This is a genomic window from Aminobacter sp. UC22_36, from assembly GCF_044056035.1.
Classification (GTDB): domain Bacteria; phylum Pseudomonadota; class Alphaproteobacteria; order Rhizobiales; family Rhizobiaceae; genus Aminobacter.
On the sequence record NZ_CP171996.1, the window covers coordinates 2,868,787 to 2,888,676 of the forward strand.

At 62.1% G+C, this 19,890-nt stretch carries 14 protein-coding genes and 2 pseudogenes; 6 read left to right on the forward strand and 10 right to left on the reverse strand.

Features of this window, described 5'->3' with window-relative positions:
- The first annotated feature begins 334 nt into the window (after positions 1-334).
- The 6 genes and pseudogenes from pcsA (at position 335) to ACHMW7_RS17435 (ending at position 6,923) form a co-directional block, all read left to right on the forward strand.
- The gene (pcsA, locus tag ACHMW7_RS17410; RefSeq protein ID WP_395446852.1) at positions 335-1,075 is read left to right on the forward strand and encodes a phosphatidylcholine synthase; all 741 of its coding nucleotides are present in this window, start codon (positions 335-337) and stop codon (positions 1,073-1,075) included.
- 4 nt (positions 1,076-1,079) lie between these two features.
- Positions 1,080-2,057, forward strand: coding sequence for a quinone oxidoreductase family protein (locus tag ACHMW7_RS17415; RefSeq protein ID WP_395446853.1), 978 nt, complete (start codon positions 1,080-1,082; stop codon positions 2,055-2,057).
- A gap of 100 nt (positions 2,058-2,157) precedes the next feature.
- Positions 2,158-3,736 (forward strand): annotated as a pseudogene (locus ACHMW7_RS17420) (ABC transporter ATP-binding protein).
- Between the two features lie 242 nt (positions 3,737-3,978).
- Positions 3,979-4,836: pseudogene (locus ACHMW7_RS17425) on the forward strand (ABC transporter permease); the annotation flags it as partial.
- Entirely contained in the window at positions 4,829-5,743 is a 915-nt protein-coding gene (locus ACHMW7_RS17430) for an ABC transporter permease (protein ID WP_310318714.1), read from the forward strand. The pseudogene ACHMW7_RS17425 and the gene ACHMW7_RS17430, both read left to right, overlap by 8 nt.
- A gap of 109 nt (positions 5,744-5,852) precedes the next feature.
- Positions 5,853-6,923 (forward strand): BMP family ABC transporter substrate-binding protein, encoded by a 1,071-nt coding sequence (locus ACHMW7_RS17435; protein WP_395446854.1) that lies wholly within the window; start codon positions 5,853-5,855, stop codon positions 6,921-6,923.
- Between the two features lie 92 nt (positions 6,924-7,015).
- On the opposite strand, the gene rimO is transcribed toward ACHMW7_RS17435, so the two are convergent.
- The 10 genes from rimO to tssL form a co-directional block, all read right to left on the reverse strand.
- Positions 7,016-8,332, reverse strand: coding sequence for a 30S ribosomal protein S12 methylthiotransferase RimO (rimO, locus tag ACHMW7_RS17440; RefSeq protein WP_395446855.1), 1,317 nt, complete (start codon positions 8,330-8,332; stop codon positions 7,016-7,018).
- A 198-nt stretch (positions 8,333-8,530) separates the two neighbouring features.
- Positions 8,531-9,226, reverse strand: a complete 696-nt coding sequence (locus tag ACHMW7_RS17445) for a TerC family protein (protein ID WP_395446856.1) — start codon at positions 9,224-9,226, stop codon at positions 8,531-8,533.
- Between the two features lie 195 nt (positions 9,227-9,421).
- On the reverse strand, positions 9,422-9,763 hold the full coding sequence (locus ACHMW7_RS17450) for a hypothetical protein (RefSeq protein ID WP_395446857.1): 342 nt from the start codon (positions 9,761-9,763) through the stop codon (positions 9,422-9,424).
- A gap of 79 nt (positions 9,764-9,842) precedes the next feature.
- Entirely contained in the window at positions 9,843-10,856 is a 1,014-nt protein-coding gene (locus tag ACHMW7_RS17455) for a YncE family protein (protein WP_395446858.1), read from the reverse strand.
- A 103-nt stretch (positions 10,857-10,959) separates the two neighbouring features.
- Positions 10,960-12,438 carry a M23 family metallopeptidase gene (locus tag ACHMW7_RS17460; protein ID WP_395446859.1) on the reverse strand — a complete coding sequence of 493 codons (1,479 nt, stop codon included), beginning with the start codon at positions 12,436-12,438 and terminating at the stop codon, positions 10,960-10,962.
- Between the two features lie 22 nt (positions 12,439-12,460).
- Positions 12,461-13,318 (reverse strand): hypothetical protein, encoded by an 858-nt coding sequence (locus ACHMW7_RS17465; protein WP_395446860.1) that lies wholly within the window; start codon positions 13,316-13,318, stop codon positions 12,461-12,463.
- On the reverse strand, positions 13,315-13,704 hold the full coding sequence (locus ACHMW7_RS17470) for a DUF1036 domain-containing protein (protein ID WP_395446861.1): 390 nt from the start codon (positions 13,702-13,704) through the stop codon (positions 13,315-13,317). The genes ACHMW7_RS17465 and ACHMW7_RS17470 overlap by 4 nt, the downstream gene beginning before the upstream one ends.
- A gap of 73 nt (positions 13,705-13,777) precedes the next feature.
- Positions 13,778-14,542: a PP2C family protein-serine/threonine phosphatase gene (locus ACHMW7_RS17475; RefSeq protein WP_395451350.1), complete on the reverse strand. Its 765-nt coding sequence runs from the start codon at positions 14,540-14,542 to the stop codon at positions 13,778-13,780.
- A gap of 131 nt (positions 14,543-14,673) precedes the next feature.
- On the reverse strand, positions 14,674-18,189 hold the full coding sequence (tssM, locus tag ACHMW7_RS17480) for a type VI secretion system membrane subunit TssM (protein ID WP_395446862.1): 3,516 nt from the start codon (positions 18,187-18,189) through the stop codon (positions 14,674-14,676).
- 28 nt (positions 18,190-18,217) lie between these two features.
- Complete coding sequence (gene tssL, locus ACHMW7_RS17485) at positions 18,218-19,408, reverse strand: type VI secretion system protein TssL, long form (protein WP_395446863.1); 1,191 nt, start codon at positions 19,406-19,408, stop codon at positions 18,218-18,220.
- Positions 19,409-19,890 lie beyond the last annotated feature (482 nt).

Consider the following 19,890-nt stretch of genomic DNA (forward strand, 5'->3'; position numbering starts at 1 on the left):
GCACCTTAGTTGTTCCGGTATATTGCAGGCCTAAGCCATTGATCAACGCGGCGATTCATCCCATTCGATTGCAATGTCGGATCGTCGCGATGATTTGTGCCGACTTGCCGTGGGACCGGCCGTTCACGCCGATGTTCATGACTTGGCTTTCGGCTTGTCTGGAAAGCGGTGCTGCTATTAAGTGCCGGAATGGCAGGGGAGACTATCGGTGGCAATCAGGACTGCGCGATGAGACAAGAATTCGTGCGGACGTGCCACAGAAGATTCCCCGCGCATGCTTGGTGGTCATGTTCATCCATTCGGCTCAATGCTGCAAACACGATTGGCGGGAACCGTGAAGCCTAAAAAAGTCACCTGGCCGCAAGCCCGCGCCTTTTCGGTGCATCTGCTCACCGCCTCGGGTTCCTTCCTGGCGTTCCTGTCGCTGGTTGCGGCAAGCGAAGAGCGCTGGACGGCGATGTTCTGGTGGCTCGGGCTCGCGCTGTTCGTCGACGGCATTGACGGGCCGATCGCGCGCAAGCTCGAGGTCAAGGAAATCCTGCCGACATGGTCGGGCGAGCTGCTCGACAACATCATCGACTACGTCACTTACGTGCTGATCCCGGCCTTCGCGCTCTACCAGAGCGGCTTCATGGGCGAGGGGCTGTCATTCCTGTCGGGTGCGATCATCGTGGTGTCGAGCGCGATCTATTACGCAGACACCGGCATGAAGACCAAGGAGAACTTCTTCAAGGGTTTTCCGGTGGTGTGGAACATGGTGGTGTTCACGCTGTTCGTCATCGCGCCCGGGCAATGGGTGTCGTTTGCGGTGGTCGTCATCGCCGGCATCCTGACCTTTGTGCCGATGAATTTTCTGCACCCTGTGCGTGTCGTCAGGCTCAGGAGCATCAACCTGCCGATGACGCTGATATGGTGCGCCTTTGGCACGGCGGCACTGCTGCAGCAGATGCATGCCAGCGAATGGGTCAAGATCGGCATTGCCATCAGCGGCCTCTATCTGTTCTTCATCGGTGGCGTGATGCAGTTCTTCCCCAAGCTTGGCGGCAAGCCGGCTCTTGAGACAGAGAAAGACTGACGACGTGGCCAAAGCCATACGCGTGCATGCCCATGGTGGCCCCGAAGCACTGGTCTACGAAGAGGCGGATGTTGGCCGGCCGGGTCCCGGCCAAGCACTGATCCGCCACACGGCGATCGGCCTGAACTTCATCGACGTTTATTTCCGCACCGGGCTTTATCCAGCGCCTGCCGGCATGCCGGTGACACCAGGCGGCGAAGCGGCGGGCTTGGTGCTCGAACTCGGCGAAGGCGTCGACTGGCTCAAGGTCGGCGATCGCGTTGCTTATGCCGTACCGACCGGTGCCTATTGCGAGCAGCGCGTGATTGCCGCCGACAGGCTGGTCAAGGTGCCTGATGGTATCAGCGACGAGCAGGCGGCGGCGATGATGCTGAAGGGCATGACCGCCGAGTACCTGCTGTTGCGTACCTTTAAGGTGAAGGCCGGCGACACCATTCTCTACCATGCCGCTGCCGGCGGCGTCGGCCTGATCCTTGGCCAATGGGCCAAGCATCTCGGCGCGACTGTTATCGGTACTGCCGGTTCGGCGGAGAAAGGCGAACTCGCCAGGGCGCACGGCTTCGACCACGTCATCAACTACCGCGACCAGGATTTCGTCGCCGAGGTGGCCGCCATCACCGGCGGCAGGAAATGTGACGTCGTTTATGATTCCGTCGGCAATGATACTTTTCCCGGCTCGCTCGACTGCCTGCGGCCGCTCGGCATGTTTGTCAGCTTCGGCCAGTCGTCGGGCCCGATCCCGCCCTTCAACATTTCGCTGCTGGCGCAGAAGGGCTCGCTATTTGCCACGCGGCCGACGCTGTTTGCCTACAATGCCAAGCGCGAGGATATAGTAAAGTCGGCTGAGGCGCTGTTTGACGTTGTGCTGAAAGGCGCAGTGGAGATCAGGATAAACCAGCGGTTTGCATTGCGTGACGCGGCCCAGGCGCATGCCGATTTGGAAGGCCGGAAGACGACGGGGACGACGGTACTTATCCCTTGAGTTTTCGCTGGAATTCTTGAAGCTCTTTCAACTTGTGACATGCTTTGCTCCGAGAGCAGGACGCGCCTACCATGCTCTCGGGAACATAAAAAGTAAGACAATGGGAGGCGTTGTGGACACAACCCCTTTAGCCAATGGTCCGAACCTGCTCGAGGTTCGCGGCCTGACGAAGATATTCGGCACTCTGAAAGCGTGCGACCACGTCGACCTGACCATCGCCAAAGGCGAAATCCACGCTCTGCTTGGTGAAAACGGCGCTGGCAAGTCGACGCTGGTGAAGATGCTGTTCGGCTCGCTGGAGCCCAATGCCGGCGAAATCCGCTGGAACGGCCAGCCGGTCAAGATCACCAGCCCGGGCGTTGCCAAGAAGCTCGGCATCGGCATGGTTTTCCAGCATTTTTCCCTGTTCGAAGCGCTGACCGCTGCCGAAAACATCGCGCTTTCCCTGGCAGACGACACGCCGATCAGCACCATTGCTGCCAAGGCGCGCGCGCTGTCTTACAGCTACGGCCTGCCGCTCGATCCGGACTCGCTGGTCGGCGACCTGTCGGTTGGCGAACGCCAACGCATTGAAATCATCCGCTGCCTTTTGCAGACGCCGGACCTCATCATTCTCGACGAGCCAACCTCGGTGCTGACACCGCAGGAAGCCGACAAGCTGTTCGAGACGCTGGAAAGGCTGCGCGAGGAGGGCAAGTCGATCCTCTATATCTCGCATCGCCTCGACGAAGTCCGCCGCCTGTGCGACGGCGCCACGATCATGCGCCATGGCAAGGTTGTCGGCCATTGCAATCCAAAGGTCGAGACGCCGGCATCTCTCGCCCGCATGATGGTCGGCACCGACGTCAAGAACGCCGAGCGGACGACGGTGTCCGTGCGCGGCGAGGAGCTGCTCAGCATCTGCGGCATGAGCCGCAAGCCGGCTGGCCCGTTCTCGATGCCGCTCAAGAACATCTGGTTGAGTGTCGCTGGCGGCGAGGTCATCGGCATTGCTGGCGTGGCCGGCAACGGCCAGGGCGAGCTTTTCGAAGCGATCTCGGGCGAAGTGCTCCAGGAAAGTGCCGATGCCATCCGCATTCGCGGCAAGTCGGCCGGACGCATGGGCATTTCGGCGCGGCGCCTGCTGGGTGCGGCCTTCGTGCCCGAAGAACGTCTCGGTCATGGTGCGGCCCCACGCATGCGGCTGTCGGAAAATCTTCTGCTGTCGCGTCACACCACCGACGGCAAGGCGTTCGTCGGTGGCGGCGGACTGGTCAAGTCAGGCGCCATCCAGAAGGCGGCACAACGCATCGTCACCGTGATGGACGTGCGCAAGAGTGCGCCGGACCCTGAGGCCGCAGCACTTTCGGGCGGCAACCTGCAGAAATTCATCATCGGCCGCGAGCTCGACCGCAACCCAGCTGTCATGATCGTCAACCAGCCGACCTGGGGCGTGGATGCCGGTGCTGCCGCGCGCATCCGCCAGGCATTGATCGAACTCGCCCGCAATGGCTCGGCGGTGCTGGTGATCAGCCAGGATCTCGACGAGCTGTTCGAAATCTCCGACTCGATCGCCGTCATGCACAATGGCGAGCTGTCGAAACCGATCCCGATCGCCGAAGCGACTCTCGAACGTATCGGCCTGTTGATGGGCGGTGCCGAAACCGGGTCATCCCGAACATGCGAAGGAGGTCGCGTGATGCGGATCGAACTCGTCAAACGTCCAGAGCGCTCCGCGCTCTTTGCTGCCCTTTCGCCCTTCATCGCGCTTGGGCTGACGCTGATTGCCGGTGCGATCATGTTCTCGCTGCTCGGCAAGAACCCGGTCGAGGCGCTGTATTATTATTTCATCGATCCGTTGCGTGAGGTCTGGTCGCTGCATGAGCTGGCGATCAAGGCCGCTCCGCTGATCCTGATCGCTGTCGGCCTGTCGATCTGCTACCTCTCCAACAACTGGAACATCGGTGCCGAAGGCCAGTTCATCATCGGTGCCATCACCGGCTCGATCCTGCCGGTGATGTTCCCCGACTTCCAGTCGTGGATCGTCCTGCCGCTGATGCTTTTGATGGGTATCGCCGGCGGTGCCGCCTATGGCGCCATTCCGGCCTATCTCAAGGTGCGCTTCAACACCAACGAGATCCTGACCAGCCTGATGCTGGTCTATGTCGCGCAACTGTTCCTCGACTGGATGGTGCGTGGTCCCTGGCGCAATCCCGCCGGCATGAACTTTCCGGAAACTCGCACCTTCACCGACAGCGCCATATTGCCGGAAATCTGGTCGGCTTCGGGCCGTGCCAACTGGGGCTTCGTGTTCGCCATCGTCGCGGCAATCGCGCTGTGGTTCATGCTGTCGCGCACCTTGAAGGGCTTTGAAGTGCAGGTGCTCGGCCAAAGCCCGCGGGCCGGCCGTTTCGCCGGCTTTTCACAATCGCGCCTGGTGTTCTTCGCCTTCCTGGTTTCGGGCGGTCTTGCTGGCCTTGCCGGCATTTCGGAAGTGTCCGGTGCCATCGGCCAGCTCAGGCCGACGATCTCGCCCGGCTACGGCTTTGCCGCGATCATCGTCGCTTTCCTCGGGCGGTTGAACCCGCTCGGCATCATCGCCGCGGGTCTTGTGCTAGCGCTGTCATATCTCGGTGGCGAAGCGGCACAGATCTCGATCGGCGTGTCCGACAAGGTGGTGCGTGCCTTCCAGGGCATGCTGCTGTTCTTCGTGCTCGCTTGCGACACGCTCATTCTTTACCGCATCCGCTTTGTCGGCGCCTCCGCTGCAAAGACCGTGGAGGCCACGCAAAATGTTTGAAGATATCCTGATAACGATTGCGACGGCGGCGACCCCGCTGCTGATCGCAGCCGTCGGTGAAGTGGTGGTCGAACGCTCGGGCGTGCTCAATCTCGGCGTCGAAGGCATGATGGTGATGGGGGCTGTGACCGGCTTCGGCGTCGCGCTGACGACCGGCTCGCCTTGGCTCGGCGTTGTTGCCGCGATCATCGTCGGTGCGCTGTTTTCGCTGCTGTTCGGCTTCCTGACGCTGACACTGGTGACCAATCAGGTGGCGACCGGCCTTGCGCTGACGCTGCTCGGCCTCGGCCTTGCCGGCATGCTGGGCGAGAGTTTCGTCGGCCTGCCCGGCATCAAGATGAGCTACCTCTACATTCCGGGCCTCAGTGATCTGCCCGTGGTGGGCAAGCTGCTCTTCGGCCAGGATCCGCTGTTCTACGTCTCGATAGCGCTGACCGCAGGCGTGGCCTACTTTCTGTTTCGCACCCGTGCCGGGCTTACCTTGCGCTCGATCGGCGACAACCACACGTCAGCGCATGCACTCGGCATCAAGGTCATCGCCATCCGCTACATGGCGGTGATGTTCGGCGGCGCCTGTGCCGGTCTCGCTGGTGCCTATCTGTCGCTGGTCTACACCCCGCAATGGAACGAGAACATGACTGCCGGGCGCGGCTGGATCGCGCTGGCGCTGGTGGTCTTCGCGTCCTGGCGGCCGTGGCGGGTGCTTGCGGGCGCCTATCTTTTCGGGGCGGTTTCGATCGGCCAACTGCATGCCCAGGCTCTGGGCATCGGCGTGCCGTCGCAGCTGCTTTCTTCGCTACCCTATCTGGCGACCGTCGTTGTCCTTGTGCTGATTTCGCGCAACAGGCGACTGACGATGGTGAACACTCCGGCTTCATTGGGGCGGCCGTTTGTGCCAGATCGCTAAGGACATGATTTCGACTCGAACCAACATAGCGGTTTGAAGTAAGGATCATGTCTGTGGGACTATAAATGGATGGGATAGTGCCCCGGGCAACCACTAGAGGAACAAAAGTATGAAGAAGACAATTCTGTCGTTGGCAGCGGCTGCCGCCGTCATGTCGTTCGGCACCGTTGCGGCCGAGGCCAAGGTCAAGGCCTGCTGGATCTATGTCGGCCCGATCGGTGACTTCGGTTACTCTTACCAGCACCACCAGGGCCTGTTGGAAGCCAAGGCGAAGTTCGGCGACGAGCTCGAGACCGCCTATCTCGAAAGCGTGCCGGAAGGCGCCGACGCCGAGCGCGCCATCGAGCGCTTCGCGCGTTCGGGCTGCAACATCATCTTCGCGACCTCGTTCGGCTACATGGACCCGCTCAACAAGGTCGCCGGCAAATTCCCTGACGTGAAGTTCGAGCACGCCACCGGCTACAAGCGCGAGCATCCGAATGTCGCAACCTACAACTCGAAGTTCCATGAAGGCCGCTACATTCAGGGCGTGATCGCCGCCAAGGAATCCAAGACCGGCGTTGCCGGCTACATCGCCTCCTTCCCAATTCCGGAAGTGGTGATGGGCATCAACTCGTTCATGCTCGGCGCGCAGTCGGTCAACCCTGACTTCAAGGTCAAGGTGGTGTGGGCCAACACCTGGTTCGACGCCGGCAAGGAAGCTGACGCTGCCAAGGCGCTGATCGACCAGGGCGTCGACATCATCACCCAGCACACCGACTCGACCGCGCCGATGCAGGTTGCGACCGAGCGCGGCATCAAGGCGTTCGGCCAGGCTTCCGACATGATCAAGTTCGGCCCGACCACGCAGCTGACCTCGATCGTCGATGACTGGGGTCCGTACTACATCGAGCGCATCAAGGAAGTCATCGACGGCACCTGGAAGCAGAGCGACGTCTGGGGCGGCATGAAGGAAGGCCACGTCGTGATGGCGGGCTACGCCAACATGTCGGACGAGACCAAGAAGCTGGCCGAGGAAACCGAAGCCAAGATCAAGTCGGGCGCGTTCAACCCGTTCACCGGCCCTGTCACCAAGCAGGACGGCACCGAGTGGCTGAAAGCCGGCGAAGTGGCTGCGGACGGCGTGCTGCTTGGCCTCAACTTCTACGTCAAGGGCGTGGACGACAAGCTGCCGCAGTAAGCCGGCTGATCTTGCCGGGCGCGTTTCTCGTGCTCAAAAAGAACCCCCGGTTTTGCCGGGGGTTTTTTGATTTCGTATGGTGACTGCAGGCGTCAGACGGCCGAACCGTAGAGGTCATAGGCGTCGGCGCTGTCGATCTTGACGGTGACGATGTCGCCGACACGCAAGGGGCGGCGCGACTGGATGTGCACCGAACCATCGATCTCCGGCGCGTCGTATTTTGTGCGGCCCTTGGCCGAAGTGCCGTTGGCTTCGTCGATGATGACGGGCAGACGCTTGCCGACCTTCTTTGCCTGCTGGGCAGCCGAAATCTTCTGCTGGCGCTGCATGAAACGGTGCCAACGGGCTTCCTTGACCTCTTCCGGTACCTGTTCGAGGCCGAGATCGTTGGAACGCGCGCCCTTGACCGGCTCGTATTTGAAGCAGCCGGCGCGATCGATCTTGGCGTCGTCGATCCAGTCGAGCAGCATCTCGAAATCTTCTTCGGTCTCACCAGGGAAGCCGACGATGAAGGTCGAGCGTATGGCAAGGTCCGGGCAGACCTCGCGCCAGCCGCGAATGCGCTCAAGCGCCTTTTCGCCATGGGCCGGGCGTCGCATGTTCTTCAGCACTTGCGGCGAGGCGTGCTGGAAGGGAATGTCGAGGTAAGGCAGGATCTTGCCTTCGGCCATCAGCGGGATGACGTCGGCGACATGCGGATAGGGGTAGACATAGTGCATGCGCACCCAGATGCTGAGTTCGCCAAGTTCCTGCGACAGGTCGAGGAACTTGGCCTTGACCTCGCGGTCCTTCCACGGCGACGTGGCATACTTGATGTCGATGCCGTAGGCGCTGGTGTCCTGCGAGATGACAAGCAGTTCCTTGACGCCCGCATTGGCCAGCTTTTCCGCCTCGCGCAGCACGTCGCCGGCCGGGCGCGACACCAGATCGCCGCGCAGGTCGGGAATGATGCAGAAGGTGCAGCGGTTGTTGCAACCCTCTGAAATCTTGAGATAAGCGTAGTGGCGTGGCGTCAGCTTGACGCCTTGCGGCGGCACCAGGTCGACATAGGGATCATGCGCCGGCGGCGCGGCCTCGTGGACAGCCGCCATGACGCTTTCATAGGCCTGCGGCCCGGTAATGGCGAAAACGTTGGGGTGCTTTTCACGGATCAGCTCCGGCGTCGCGCCCATGCAGCCGGTGACGATGACCTTGCCATTTTCCTTCATCGCCGTGCCGATCGCATCCAGCGACTCCGTGCGGGCGGAGTCGAGGAAGCCGCAGGTGTTGACCACGACAAGGTCGGCGCCGTCATGCTTGCGGGCGATCTCGTAACCTTCGGCGCGGAGACGCGTGATGATGCGTTCGGAATCGACAAGCGCTTTCGGGCAACCGAGGCTGACAAAACTGACGCGGGGTGCTGCGGACATAGACAAGGTTCCAATGGACACGGGCCGCAACCCCTGAAGGCCGGCCCGGAAGTCTCGAATTTTCTCGATCTGTCGGCTCTTAAAAGAGCTCAATTCGGTCGGCGCAATAGCACAGATCGGCGCCCAAGCAAACCGACCGATGGTCACATGTAACAAGGGCCGGGATTTCTCCGGCCCTTGTTGTCAATCGTGTCGGCCCTAGTGGGCGGGCGCGCTATGTCCGCCGAACCATTCGCTCAGGAAGCCAAACTGCTCGGGGAACTGGTCGACAGCGCCGTCGAGCAGCATCTTGAGTGCGACGTAGAGGATGATCACCAGGCCGATATAGGCAATCCAGCGATACTTGTGCAGCAGCCGCGCGACGAATGAAGCGGCAAAGCCCATCAACGCGATCGACAGCGCCAGGCCGATGATCAGGACAGTGGGATGATCCATTGCCGCGCCGGCAACCGCCAGCACGTTGTCGAGCGACATCGAAACGTCGGCGATGACGATCTGCCAGGCAGCCTGGGCGAAGGTCTTGCGCGGACCCTTGCCGGCGATCTTGCCATCCCTGTCGTAGTCGGCGTCGGAGAGCGCCTCGGTGGCCTCATGTTCCTGTTCGTGGCTGACGCTGAGTTCGCGCCACATCTTCCAGCACACCCACAACAGCAGCAGGCCGCCGGCGATGAGAAGCATCGGGCCGATCGCCAGAAGCCACTGGGTGATCAGCGCGAAACCGATGCGGAGAACGGTCGCAGCAGCGATGCCGACGAGGATGGCCTTCTTGCGCTGGTCGGCGGGAAGGCCGGCAGCGGCAAGACCGATGACGATGGCATTGTCGCCAGCGAGCACGAGATCGATAGCTATGACCTGCAGAAGGGCGGTGAAGCCTGCAGCAGTGAATATCTCCATCGGACGGGACCCTCTCCGTTCATTTCCAACGACTGAACGTGGGCTATAACGCCCAGTGCGCGCGCGTCAACAGACAAGCAAAGCGTTTAGCTGAAACGAGTCAAATCGGCGCGATAGCTGACGTCAAGCTGACGAAGGATGGCCAAAAACATCGATATGGCCGAGTTCTGAGGAGCTCGCCGACCGATCATGCGGTCATTCGCAAACGTATTTGACGCGACCTGTGGGGCCGCTTGCGGCGCGACAGGCGATCGGCTTGGTGTTGCTGCCGGCACCAGATGCGCGGCTTGGCGCGCGTGTCGCCGGGCGTGGGCCGGGTTGCTGGGTAACGAAGCGGATCTCGGGGCTTGCTGGAAAAGCGGTCGCCTGTTGGCGCTCGGCTGAAGCGCGCCTGGCTTCGTCGTCCTGCCAGAAGCGCCGTGAGTCCACCGTTTTGGGAATGACCACCGTGCCGTCGGACGAGCGACTGCAGCCGCCAAGCAGCGTGGCGGAAAATCCCAAGGCAAGCGCAAGCGCCAATGTCGAACCAAAACTCATGCGAATGCTATATCGCGCTCGATGGCGTCAATAAAGTCCCTGCGTTCAAGCAGTTGGGATAAATGAGTAAATTCGCCTACTACAGCAAGGCGGGAATATGAAAGCAGGCGAGGGGCTGTTCCTCGTTGGTGACAACCAGCAAATCCCCGGACGCATCGATGTCGAGCCCTTTCGACCCGCCTTCCTCAGGATTGTGCCTGCCTTTGTGAAAAGTTTCGTCGTCAAGCACCCTGAATGAAACCACGGGTTCGTGATCACCCGCCCAGCCATCGGGACCAGCCTCATAGATATGCACGTGAGGCGTGCCGGCATCGGCGACATAGATCCTTTGGCCGTCCGGCGAAAACCGGAGGCCATGCGGATAGCTGACACCCAAAAGCGCTCCGACATGAGACGACTTGCGATTGAGGCGCGCCATATTGTCGAAAACGAGCACGCTGCTAGTCATGTGATTGCTGATGGCGATCCAGGCTTTGTCGGGGCTCATCGCAATGCCATCGGGCACTGCGAGCCCTTGCTCCAGCACAATGGAGTTGCGCGGCAGGCTCCAGCCGCCGTCGAGACGGATCACATGCCTGGTGATGCGATGCTTGTAATTGTTGCAGACCAGAATCTCGCATCGACCATTCTTGACGCTGGCGACACAGACGGAGCCAGGTGAATCGAGACGTTTTCGAACACCGGCCCGGGTGATGGTCCGCAGCGGCATAAGACTTTGTGTGCGTTGAGTTCCGACGTGTTGCGGGACACCGAAGATCGTGACGCCGCCCATTCGATTGGCCACGACCAGGGTTCGATCATCGACGAAATCGAAGCCATGTGGCTCTTTCAGAGCCGGCGAGTGCAACTCCATGTAGTCGGTGATGTGCAGGACTGGACGTGGCCCTGAGCGTACGATCTCGACCTCGAGAACCAAACAAGTTCCCTTGGCAAAACCGGCGATTGCCATGCGACGGCCATCGGGAGAGAATCTGAGGTCTTCGGTTCGCCCAAGCCGCGCCATTGCCGCTTCGGCTTCCTTGGCCACGACGAAGTCCAGCCTGGCCCTGCTGTCGTCGATGATCCTGGTCGGGCTGGGAACCGCAATGTTCATGGATGGCAGGCTCGTTGGATCGGATAAGGCAAGTCTGCGCCACAGATCACAATGGCACGAGATGTGACAAGCCCTCCATCGTTTGAAGGATGGGGACGCGCAATCACAGCGTGCTTGCCACCGAACTCAACGTCGCGGCGATTGCCTGCTTATATTTCTCGAATTCCGGCGATGTCTGCCTGACTTCCTGGGTCGTGGTGGTGGTGGACGGTTGCGCTGTCACGGCAGGTGCGCGGCCGGTCATCTTTTTTTCAGCCCAGGCAATGACATAGTTGGCGTTCTTGCCCGTCAGGAACGGATTGGCCTTGATGACGACTGCGCCGAGGACGTCGGCAATCATCGCGTCGCTGGACGCCGACAATATCTGGTGGGCGCCCTCCATGCCGAGGAAGTGGCAGAGATAGAGCCGTCCGGGGGTGATCTGGTGGCCACGCTGCTTGAGATAGGCTTCGCCCTCGCGCGCCAGATTGCGCACCATTTCGCGCGAAATGGTCGGGTCAAAGCGCAGTTCGAGCAGTTCTGCTGTCGAAAGCGACCTTGCCAGATCAGGGCGGTAGGTGTTCATCATCCTGATCCAGGTCTTGCTGATGAATTGTCCGAGCCCGGTTGCCGACGACAGCGGATTCTTGGCGCGCGCGCTGCCGCCGCTTTCGACATGGACGATACGGTTGGTCAGCACCTCGATGGCTGAATCGTCCGAGGACGCCGAGACGATCGTGGAGGCGGTAGCGACGGTCACGGTGCCGAGCGGATCGATCGCCTGACCGTCCTGATAGAGTTCGAAATGGAGGTGCGGGCCGGTCGACAGGCCCGTTGTGCCGATATAGCCAATGACGTCGCCGGCCTTGACGGTCGACCCGACGCTCATGCCGTCGGCGAAACGCTGCATATGGGCATATCGGGTTTCGCGATTGTTGGCGTGCGAGATGCGGATGAGGTTGCCGTAGCCCTTGCCGTCGCCTTCGAACACGATCTGGCCATCGAAGGCGGCCGCGATCGGCGTGCCGATGGGGGCGGCCCAATCGACGCCCTTGTGGATGCGGACCGTCTTCAGGATCGGATGCATGCGCGGCCCGAAGGTCGAGGTCATGACGCCGTTGACCGGCGTGACCATGCCATTGGCGGTCGTCAGCGAGCGAACCTGATCGTCACCCGTGACGCAGGAGAATTGACCGTCACTTTGCTGGAAGACGAAACATTCGAGCTTCTTGTCGGTGCCGTGAACGCCGACATAGAGCACCCGGCCAGCCACCCCGTCCTTGCCACGCGCCGTTTCCGAATAGAGCAGGACCAGCTGCTGGTCTTCGCTGGCAAAGGCGTTGAGGTCCTGGCCACGCGACAGATACATGATGGCCTCGCCGAGCACGCCGGTGGGAACGTTGTTGCGCGCGGCTGTCGAATAAATCGCGTCGAGCAGCCGGTATTGGCGCTTGTGTGTCCCTTCCTGCGGGGCGCCGGAATAGTTGAACAGGTCGTCGCGCACCCACGGGTCGACGCCTGAGACGAACTGACCGGCTGAATTGCGGGCCAGCGTGCCGACGAACCTGTTCATGGCGTAGACCGAGACCTGCATCAGCGCCATTGCCGGCGCCCCGCGCCGTGGCCTAAAATCCACGCAGGGCGACGACATAGCCAGGTGCGAGACCTTCCAGCTTGAACAGCGACTTCAGCGCTTCGCCAGCCAGCTTGGCCTCGTCAGTGGCAAAATGTGCCTCGAGCACGACGCTGTCGAGCGTGCGGTTGGTGAGGATCTTGACGAAGATGTCTTCCGTTGGCGCGAAGCGCTCGGTTTCGGGCGTAGCCGTCGCGACGCTGGTGTTGTTTTCGATCGCGGTCTTCTCGAACTCGGGCAAGGCGGCTTCGCCCTGGTCGATGGTTTCACCCCAGCCGGCGCCGAGATCGGAAGACGGATCGCCCTCGGGCTCGACCTGATCGAGATCTGCGTCCGCTGGCGGCGCTGCCTGATCGTCCGCCTGCTGGCCGGCACCCGGTTCGGCCACCGCCCGCTGCGCCTGAAAGAAGGCAAAGTCCTCCTGCGTCGATGGGATCGCCGTCATGAAGCGCTCGCTGGAACTCAGCATCGTGTCGGCGAGGTATTCGATCTTCGGCGAAATGCCGTCCTCGACAAGGTCGACCGGGCGCGAAAGCGCGCGCCGCTTTGTCTCGCCGCCGGCTTCATGCGCCAGGTTGATCCACATCGGGTCGCCGGCGAGGTCAACGATGGCAGGTACATAGACAGCAGCATCCGCCGGCACGATGTCCGCTTCCTCTGTCGGCTGAAGATCTCCCTCATATTCGCCGAAGGACCAGTAATCCGAGCTAAGATAGACGGTGGCTGCCGCGGCGAGCAGCAGCGCAAGGATACCGGCGGCGATCATGGCCTTCAGTCGGCGTGATTGCGCGCGCCGCGCCATCCGCTGCTGCTTTTGCTGCTTGAAGCTTGCGTCGATGCCATGCGTCATGGCGAACGCCCGGTCAGGAAGAAGGTCCAGCGCGCCTGTTCGAGCGTGTCGACTTCGTAGAACCGGGCTGCGATGTGCCCGCGCTGCCAGCATTCGTCGATGCCCCTGACGGTGAAGCGCTTGCGCTCGACGCACATATCGGTCGAGCCGCTGAGGATCGCGTTGCCGAAAACGTCCGTTGCGTAGATGTAGATGTAGCGGTTGGTCAGTTCATCGCGAATGACGTTGACGCACTGGTTCGCGCCGATCGTCCACCAACCGTCGGTCTGGAAGGCGCTGTCGATCTCCTGGCCGACGGCGAGATTGACGACGTCGAGCGTCTGGTTGCAGACGGTGAATTCGGCGCGAGCCAGGTTCGGAGCGAAGAGCAACGACGCCAGAGCCATGAAGACGCCAACAAGTATTGCGCGGCCTGCCTGGGCGCGGCGCTGGATCCCGTTCGCATCGTCTCGCCGGCCGCTATCGGCCTCCCGCCAAAGCTTCAGATGCACCGTCGGTCGCGCCCCGAATCCGCACTAGCACAATGGTGACGTTGTCCGTTCCGCCGCGCGCGAGAACCTTTGCGAGCAGATCTTCACATGCCGCCTGTGGCGTCGCTGAAACCACCGAAGTCTCGATCTCGGCGTCCGAGACATGGGCGGTCAGCCCATCCGTGCCGAGCACGAAGACGTCGCCAGGCAGGAGGTCGCCTTGCCGGAAGTCGACATCGATGTCGTCGCTGACGCCGATGGCGCGGGTGATGACATTGCGGCGCGGCCAGGTTTGCGCCTCCTCAGCGGTGATCGCGCCGCGGTCCAGCAGTTCCTGCACCTCGGTATGATCGTGCGAGACCTGCGAGATGGTGCCGTCGCGCACAAGATAGACGCGGCTGTCGCCAAGCCACAGGCAGGCGAACTTGCCGTCCATGGCCAGCAACGCCGCGACGGTGGAGCCGATCGTCGCGCCACGCGAGTCCGAAATCTCGCGGATATCGGAATGAGCCATTCTCAGCCGGTCGACGAAGCGTGCGCGCAGGTCCGGTGCGGACTCGGCAATGCCGATCGTGGCGAGATGCGCAACGATGCTGGCGGAGGCGACTTCTCCGGCGTCATGGCCACCCATGCCGTCGGCAACCACCCACAGGCCGCTGCGGGGCTCGATCAGATAGCTGTCTTCATTGACCTGGCGGACGCAGCCCTTGTGGCTGACGCCATAACTTTCGAAGGGGAGGGCGACATTGTTCAATGGCCTCAAGCGCTTCTCGGCGCCCCTCTGCGTTGCGTAGTAACGCTCGCACCTTTCAGTCTGCCACAGGCCCGAGCGTTAGAGTACAGAAATTAGCATGCGCCAGATCGCAGTTGCACATCCTTGCTGGGTCAAAGTCCCTTCGGGCAGGTGAAGCCGGAGAATGCGGCAAGCGAAAACGGATTGCCCGGCGGGTTTATCTGGACGGTATAGGCGACATCGCGGCCGCCGATGACGTAGCGCAGCTCAAGTTTGTCGCCGTTGAGGGTGGAGGTTCCGGCGTCGAGCAGCCGCTTCAGCGCCCACGGCCCTTCGAACCGGATGGCGGACTCGCGGCCAGCAAGCTCGGGTGTCAGGCTGAGGTTGGCCGAACCGGCGGTCATGCTGCCTGGCCAGGTAACGATGCCTGGGCTGCTGCCGTTCTGATAGCTTTGGACGATCTGGCCGTTGACGTCGAGCAAGGCCATGTCGGCGTCGCCATGCAGCGAAAACGGCGTGAAGGTGATGTTGACGGCAGGCGTGGACCCGCCAAGCGGAAAGAACGCATCGCGGATTTCAGCGGCGAGCTGGAACTGCTTCAGTGTCGACCTGGATAGTCCACGGCCGAGGCGCGACTCCTGCTTCCACTGCCACTCCTGGCCCGACATGTCGGCAAAGGATGCCAGGTTCTGCGCGAAAAACCGGTCGATGACGCCGCTGGGCGCGAAAAGGCGGGAAAAATCGGCGATCGGAACGTCCTGATTGGCGCCGGTACCGAAGGGATAACGATTGGCGATCACCTCTTCGCATGGGCCGCTGACCGTTTCTTCAAGCGCCTGATTGAGTTGTGCAACCGAGGTGTCGGCGACGTCGCCTTCGAAATCGTCCGCCGCGGCATGAACCATCCGCGACAGCGCCTTGGGCAGGCGAGAGGCGTTGGCGCGAAGATTGGATATCTGCAGCTGCAGATTGGCATTGACGCGGCCGGCTTGCGACGGCGCCGCAGCGGAGATCGTCAGGCTCTGGTAGATGGCGTGGAAATTCTGGATCAGCGCGTCGATCGGGCGCTGACCGGGACGACCGTCGACAAGAAGCTGGAACGGCCGGAACTGCGCCTCGATATTCGCTCCCGGCACCAAAGTCGGCGTGTTGGCGAACGCGGCGCCAGCGCGGCTGTTGGATTTTCGGCCGGCCAGCTCAATGCCGATGCGGGCAAGGCCGTCGGCACGAACCTCGCTATCGCTGGGCGCGGCGCCGCCGCGCGTCAGTGCGGTTTCGCGTGCGATCGCATCGAACAGCTGTGCAAGCGGCGAACTGGGCGAACCCGCAGCGGAAAGGGCAAGGTATTCCGGTTTGTCCGCCGACATCGGCTTGAACTTCAGCTTGTCGAGGACGCCGTTCCAGGCGCCTGAGAATTCGTTGCTGTAGCGATCGAGCAGTTCGGGGCCGAGCCGCAGAAGTTCCTGCTCGACATCGCCTTGCTCGCTGCCGGCGCCGATCACCCATTGCTCGTCGACGAGCTTCTGCGCGATGGTAGCGAGCTGTCCAAGGTAGAAATCATTGAAGCCGGCATAGGTGTAGAGGCCGGGAATGCGCAGCGTCGACAGATCGCTGCCGCCGACCGTCTCGAAAATCAGCTTTGCTTCCGGACCGCCTTTCGCTGCGACGGTGAAATCCTCAAGCGTGGCTGCCGACATTGCCGAGGCAATCAGGGCAGAGGCGCGATCGGCAACTGTCATGCGGCCGAGGGCCCGCTGCGCGGCTTCGACGACAGGGCGATTGAGCTCGAACGATGGATCATGATCGTCGTCGAGGGCCAGCATCGCGCGCAGGTGTTTCTCCAGGATGAGGCGACCTTCGCGATTTTGCGGCCCGGGATAACGGTTCTGCTCCCAGTCTTTCTTCATCCACGAAACGATCTGCTCGTCATCGACTTTTGGCGCCTTGCCGCCAAGCATGAGGTAGATCTTCAGTGCCTCGTAGAGCGCGGCCGGGTCGCTCATCTTCGCCTCGATCGTGCGCTCGACATGAAGCAACAGGCGCGGACGGAACATCCGCTCAAGCGCCAGCCGATAGGTGGTCTCCGATGCCGAAAGCAGCCGCGCGCGCTGGCTCAGCCCGAGTGTCTCTTCCGGCGATGTCCGCTGGTCGCGGTTCTCATAACCGGTTGGCAGGCCGCGAACGCTCTCCAGCGCTTCGATGACGTTTTCAAGATCGACGTCGGACACGGTTCCGGCCTGGAGCAAGGCACTGGCAGTTGCATTGTAGCTGTCCGCCGCCTGGCCGGTGGCGGCGATCAGTGCCTTGTTGGCGGTGTAACTCATGACCAGGGCGCCCAGCGCGGCAGCCGCAATCAATGTGATGGCACCGATGCCGGCATAGCGGGAGACCCTGGCGCGCCTGTCGGCGGCATCGTTATAGGAGACCCAACCGGCTTCGGCGAAGATGACCCTGGCGAGCAGGTCGTGCAGGAAGAAGCTTTTTCCTGTGCCTGACAGATGCGCCTGAGAATCGCTGCCGAAGCTGCGACCAATGGCGCCGAGCACACGGTCGATCGGGGTTCCCTCCTGTGTGCCGGAGGAGAAATAGAACCCGCGCAAGATGGCGGTTGCCTGCTTTTTCGTCGGCTCGAAGACGCGGCCGAGAAAATCCGCACTGCGCTGCTTGAGCGAAGCGAACTGCGCGGCAAAGCCGAAGATCGAGATGCGCGCGACCGGGTCGGGTTCGTCTTGCAACCGATCCGGCACTTCCTCGGACAGGCGGCGCACGAGGGCATCAAATTCGGCTGGCACCTCGCCGATCATGTTCTTATGGTGATCCGCATCCTGGAACGTGGCGCCCCAAACCATGCGCCGCCGGGTCTCGTCCAACCTGCCGAAATGTTCCATGAAGCCGGCTACGAGATCGACCTTGGTGAAGAGGACATAGACCGGGAAGCTGATCTTCAGCGTCTCGTGGATCTCGCGCAGGCGATTGCGGATTTCGATGGCATGGGCGCCGAACTCCTGATCGCCTGATGTCATCAGGTCGGAGAGGCTGATGGCGACGATCACGCCATTGATCGGTTGGCGGGCGCGGTGCTTCTTGAGCAAGGCAAGGAAACCCAGCCAGCCCTTGCGGTCGCTTTCGGCATCGGAGTCCTGCGTCGTGTAGCGGCCGGCGGTGTCGACCAGCACGGCTTCGTCGGTGAACCACCAGTCGCAGTTGCGGGTGCCGCCGACACCGGGTACCGGCTGGGCGGCACCTGATACGGCGAGCGGAAATTTCAGCCCCGAATTGACCAGCGCGGTGGTCTTGCCGGCACCTGGTGGGCCGATGATCAGATACCAGGGCACTTCATAGAGAAAGTTGCGTTTGCCGCTGGCGCGCTTGAGCGTCGCGATCGCCTTGGTTATGCCCTTTTCGAGCAGTTGGGCATCGCCGTCATATGCGCCATCGCTCGTGATTGCCGCCTCGATGGCCTTTTGCGCGTTGCGGGCGTGCACGGAGCGGAACAGGTAGATGCCGGCAATCACCGCGACGACCAGGCCGATGACTGCAATGCGTGGCCAGGTTGACGCCAGCGGGCGCGTGTCGTCGAAGACGATCAGCGGACCGGCGAACCACACGACGGCGGCAAGGCCGATCAGCGCCAGGATGCAGCATATCCTGAACAGCCAGAGCATCATGACCGCCACCTGAAATGGCTGGGCGGGCTCACGGCGTCTCCTCCCGCCGGATCATCATGTCGACACGGCGGTTCAAGGCCCGACCGTCGGCAGTCGTATTGTCGGCGACCGGCTCGTCCTCGCCCTTGCCTTCGACCGTGATCCGCGCGGGATCGCCGATCTCGGGGGCGAGAGCCTTGGCCACCGCCTGGGCGCGGGCGACGGAGAGATCGTAGTTCGACTTGAAGGCGCCGGACTGGCGCGGTTTCACGTTGTCGGTGTGGCCAACGATCTTGATCGGTCCTTGCTCGGCGGCGAATGCCGCGGCAATCCGGGTCGCGACGGGCGCAAACTCGGACCTTGTCTCGGCTTTGCCCGGTTCGAAGAGCAGGGCATTGTTGATCTCGACGACGATGAACTGGCCCCTGGGGCCGACAGTCACGCCACCGTTCTGGATGTCTTGTGCAAGGGCTGCGCGGATGCGGTCGATCTGCGCGACAGTTGCAACAGTTTCGGTTTCGGCAGGCTTGGCTTCCTCGACCAGCGGCACGAAATCCGCGCGTTCAATGACCACCGGCGTCGAAGGCGTCAGCGCCACCAGCTTGGCGGCGAGTGCGTCGCCTTGAAGGGTGATGTCGTTGCGCATCCAGAAGAAGACGCCCGTGACGAGCACCAGGGCGGCGGCGGCAATCGCCCAGAGAGGGAGCCGGGCAGGGCGCCGCGCCATGGTTGCCGACAAGCCTTGCCAGCGTGGGGATATCTCGTCGTCGGCAAGCGGTCGGAAGTAGCGCAGCGCGGCGTAGACATCCTGACGCACGGGCTCAAGGCTGTTTTCACCGCTGGCCGCGCCGCGATAAGGGCCTTCGAAGCCGAGCGACAGACAGGCGTGCATCAGTTCGAGCAGGTCGCAGCGCTCCGCGGGATCTTCCAATACCGTGTTGAGCGCATCGAAAAAGCCGTTGCCGGGAGCGTCGATGTCATAAAACCGCGACAACATGCCGTGCTGTGCCCAGAGGTCGGGACCAAGCCCGGGCAGGTTGGCAATGATGTCGTCGGCGGTTTCGCAAAGCGCATATCTGGCGATGCGCGCATCCTCGTCGGCAACACCGGCGTCCGCAATCTTCCATTCGAATTCTTCGATGAAACTCGCGACATGCTGGGCCAGCGCTGCAACGTCGGTTTCGACAGTGGTGATCCTGAGATGGCCGAGCAGCATCAGCAGCGGTGCGGCGGCCACCATGATCGGGTTCGCACCGACGATTTGGACACGGTCCGCTGCTTCGAACAGCGCGTCCTGCGAAACGCTGGGTTCCGCCCCGGCGCCCTTTCGTTGCTTGTTGCCAGCGCGAGCGGCGTCCTTTTGGCGCTCGCGGAACGGGGGCGCCTTGATAGATCACCGTGCCGGAGGGCGGCTGTTGTTCGGCATTGCCCGTGTAGATGATGGTCGGATCGGATCTTGGCGGCGGGGCCGAAGATGATGCATCCGGCCGTGGCGCGCGGCGCGGCGATCCGCGAATGACGGTTCTGCCGTCGGAGCCGGAAGGATCGTCCTTCGAACTCATCGCCGATTACCCGCTTTCGCGCGACAATTGCCATGCCATGACAATGCCGCAGGCGCCTCCGCTCAGACAGCGTTGCTCGCGTGCCAGTCATGCATCGTAGTGCAAGGAAATGCCGATTGGAACCGGGGCCGGTTCGGTCGGGTCAACACAGGATCGACAG

Coding starts and splice junctions, on each gene's coding strand:
- ACHMW7_RS17430 (WP_310318714.1), top strand. CDS start 4,829: ATGTTTGAAGATATCCTGATAACGATTGCGACGGCGGCGACCCCGCTG.
- ACHMW7_RS17435 (WP_395446854.1), top strand. CDS start 5,853: ATGAAGAAGACAATTCTGTCGTTGGCAGCGGCTGCCGCCGTCATGTCG.
- rimO (WP_395446855.1), bottom strand. CDS start 8,332: ATGTCCGCAGCACCCCGCGTCAGTTTTGTCAGCCTCGGTTGCCCGAAA.
- ACHMW7_RS17445 (WP_395446856.1), bottom strand. CDS start 9,226: ATGGAGATATTCACTGCTGCAGGCTTCACCGCCCTTCTGCAGGTCATA.
- ACHMW7_RS17450 (WP_395446857.1), bottom strand. CDS start 9,763: ATGAGTTTTGGTTCGACATTGGCGCTTGCGCTTGCCTTGGGATTTTCC.
- ACHMW7_RS17455 (WP_395446858.1), bottom strand. CDS start 10,856: ATGAACATTGCGGTTCCCAGCCCGACCAGGATCATCGACGACAGCAGG.
- ACHMW7_RS17460 (WP_395446859.1), bottom strand. CDS start 12,438: ATGGCGCTGATGCAGGTCTCGGTCTACGCCATGAACAGGTTCGTCGGC.
- ACHMW7_RS17465 (WP_395446860.1), bottom strand. CDS start 13,318: ATGACGCATGGCATCGACGCAAGCTTCAAGCAGCAAAAGCAGCAGCGG.
- ACHMW7_RS17470 (WP_395446861.1), bottom strand. CDS start 13,704: ATGGCTCTGGCGTCGTTGCTCTTCGCTCCGAACCTGGCTCGCGCCGAA.
- tssM (WP_395446862.1), bottom strand. CDS start 18,189: ATGATGCTCTGGCTGTTCAGGATATGCTGCATCCTGGCGCTGATCGGC.
- tssL (WP_395446863.1), bottom strand. CDS start 19,408: ATGGTGGCCGCCGCACCGCTGCTGATGCTGCTCGGCCATCTCAGGATC.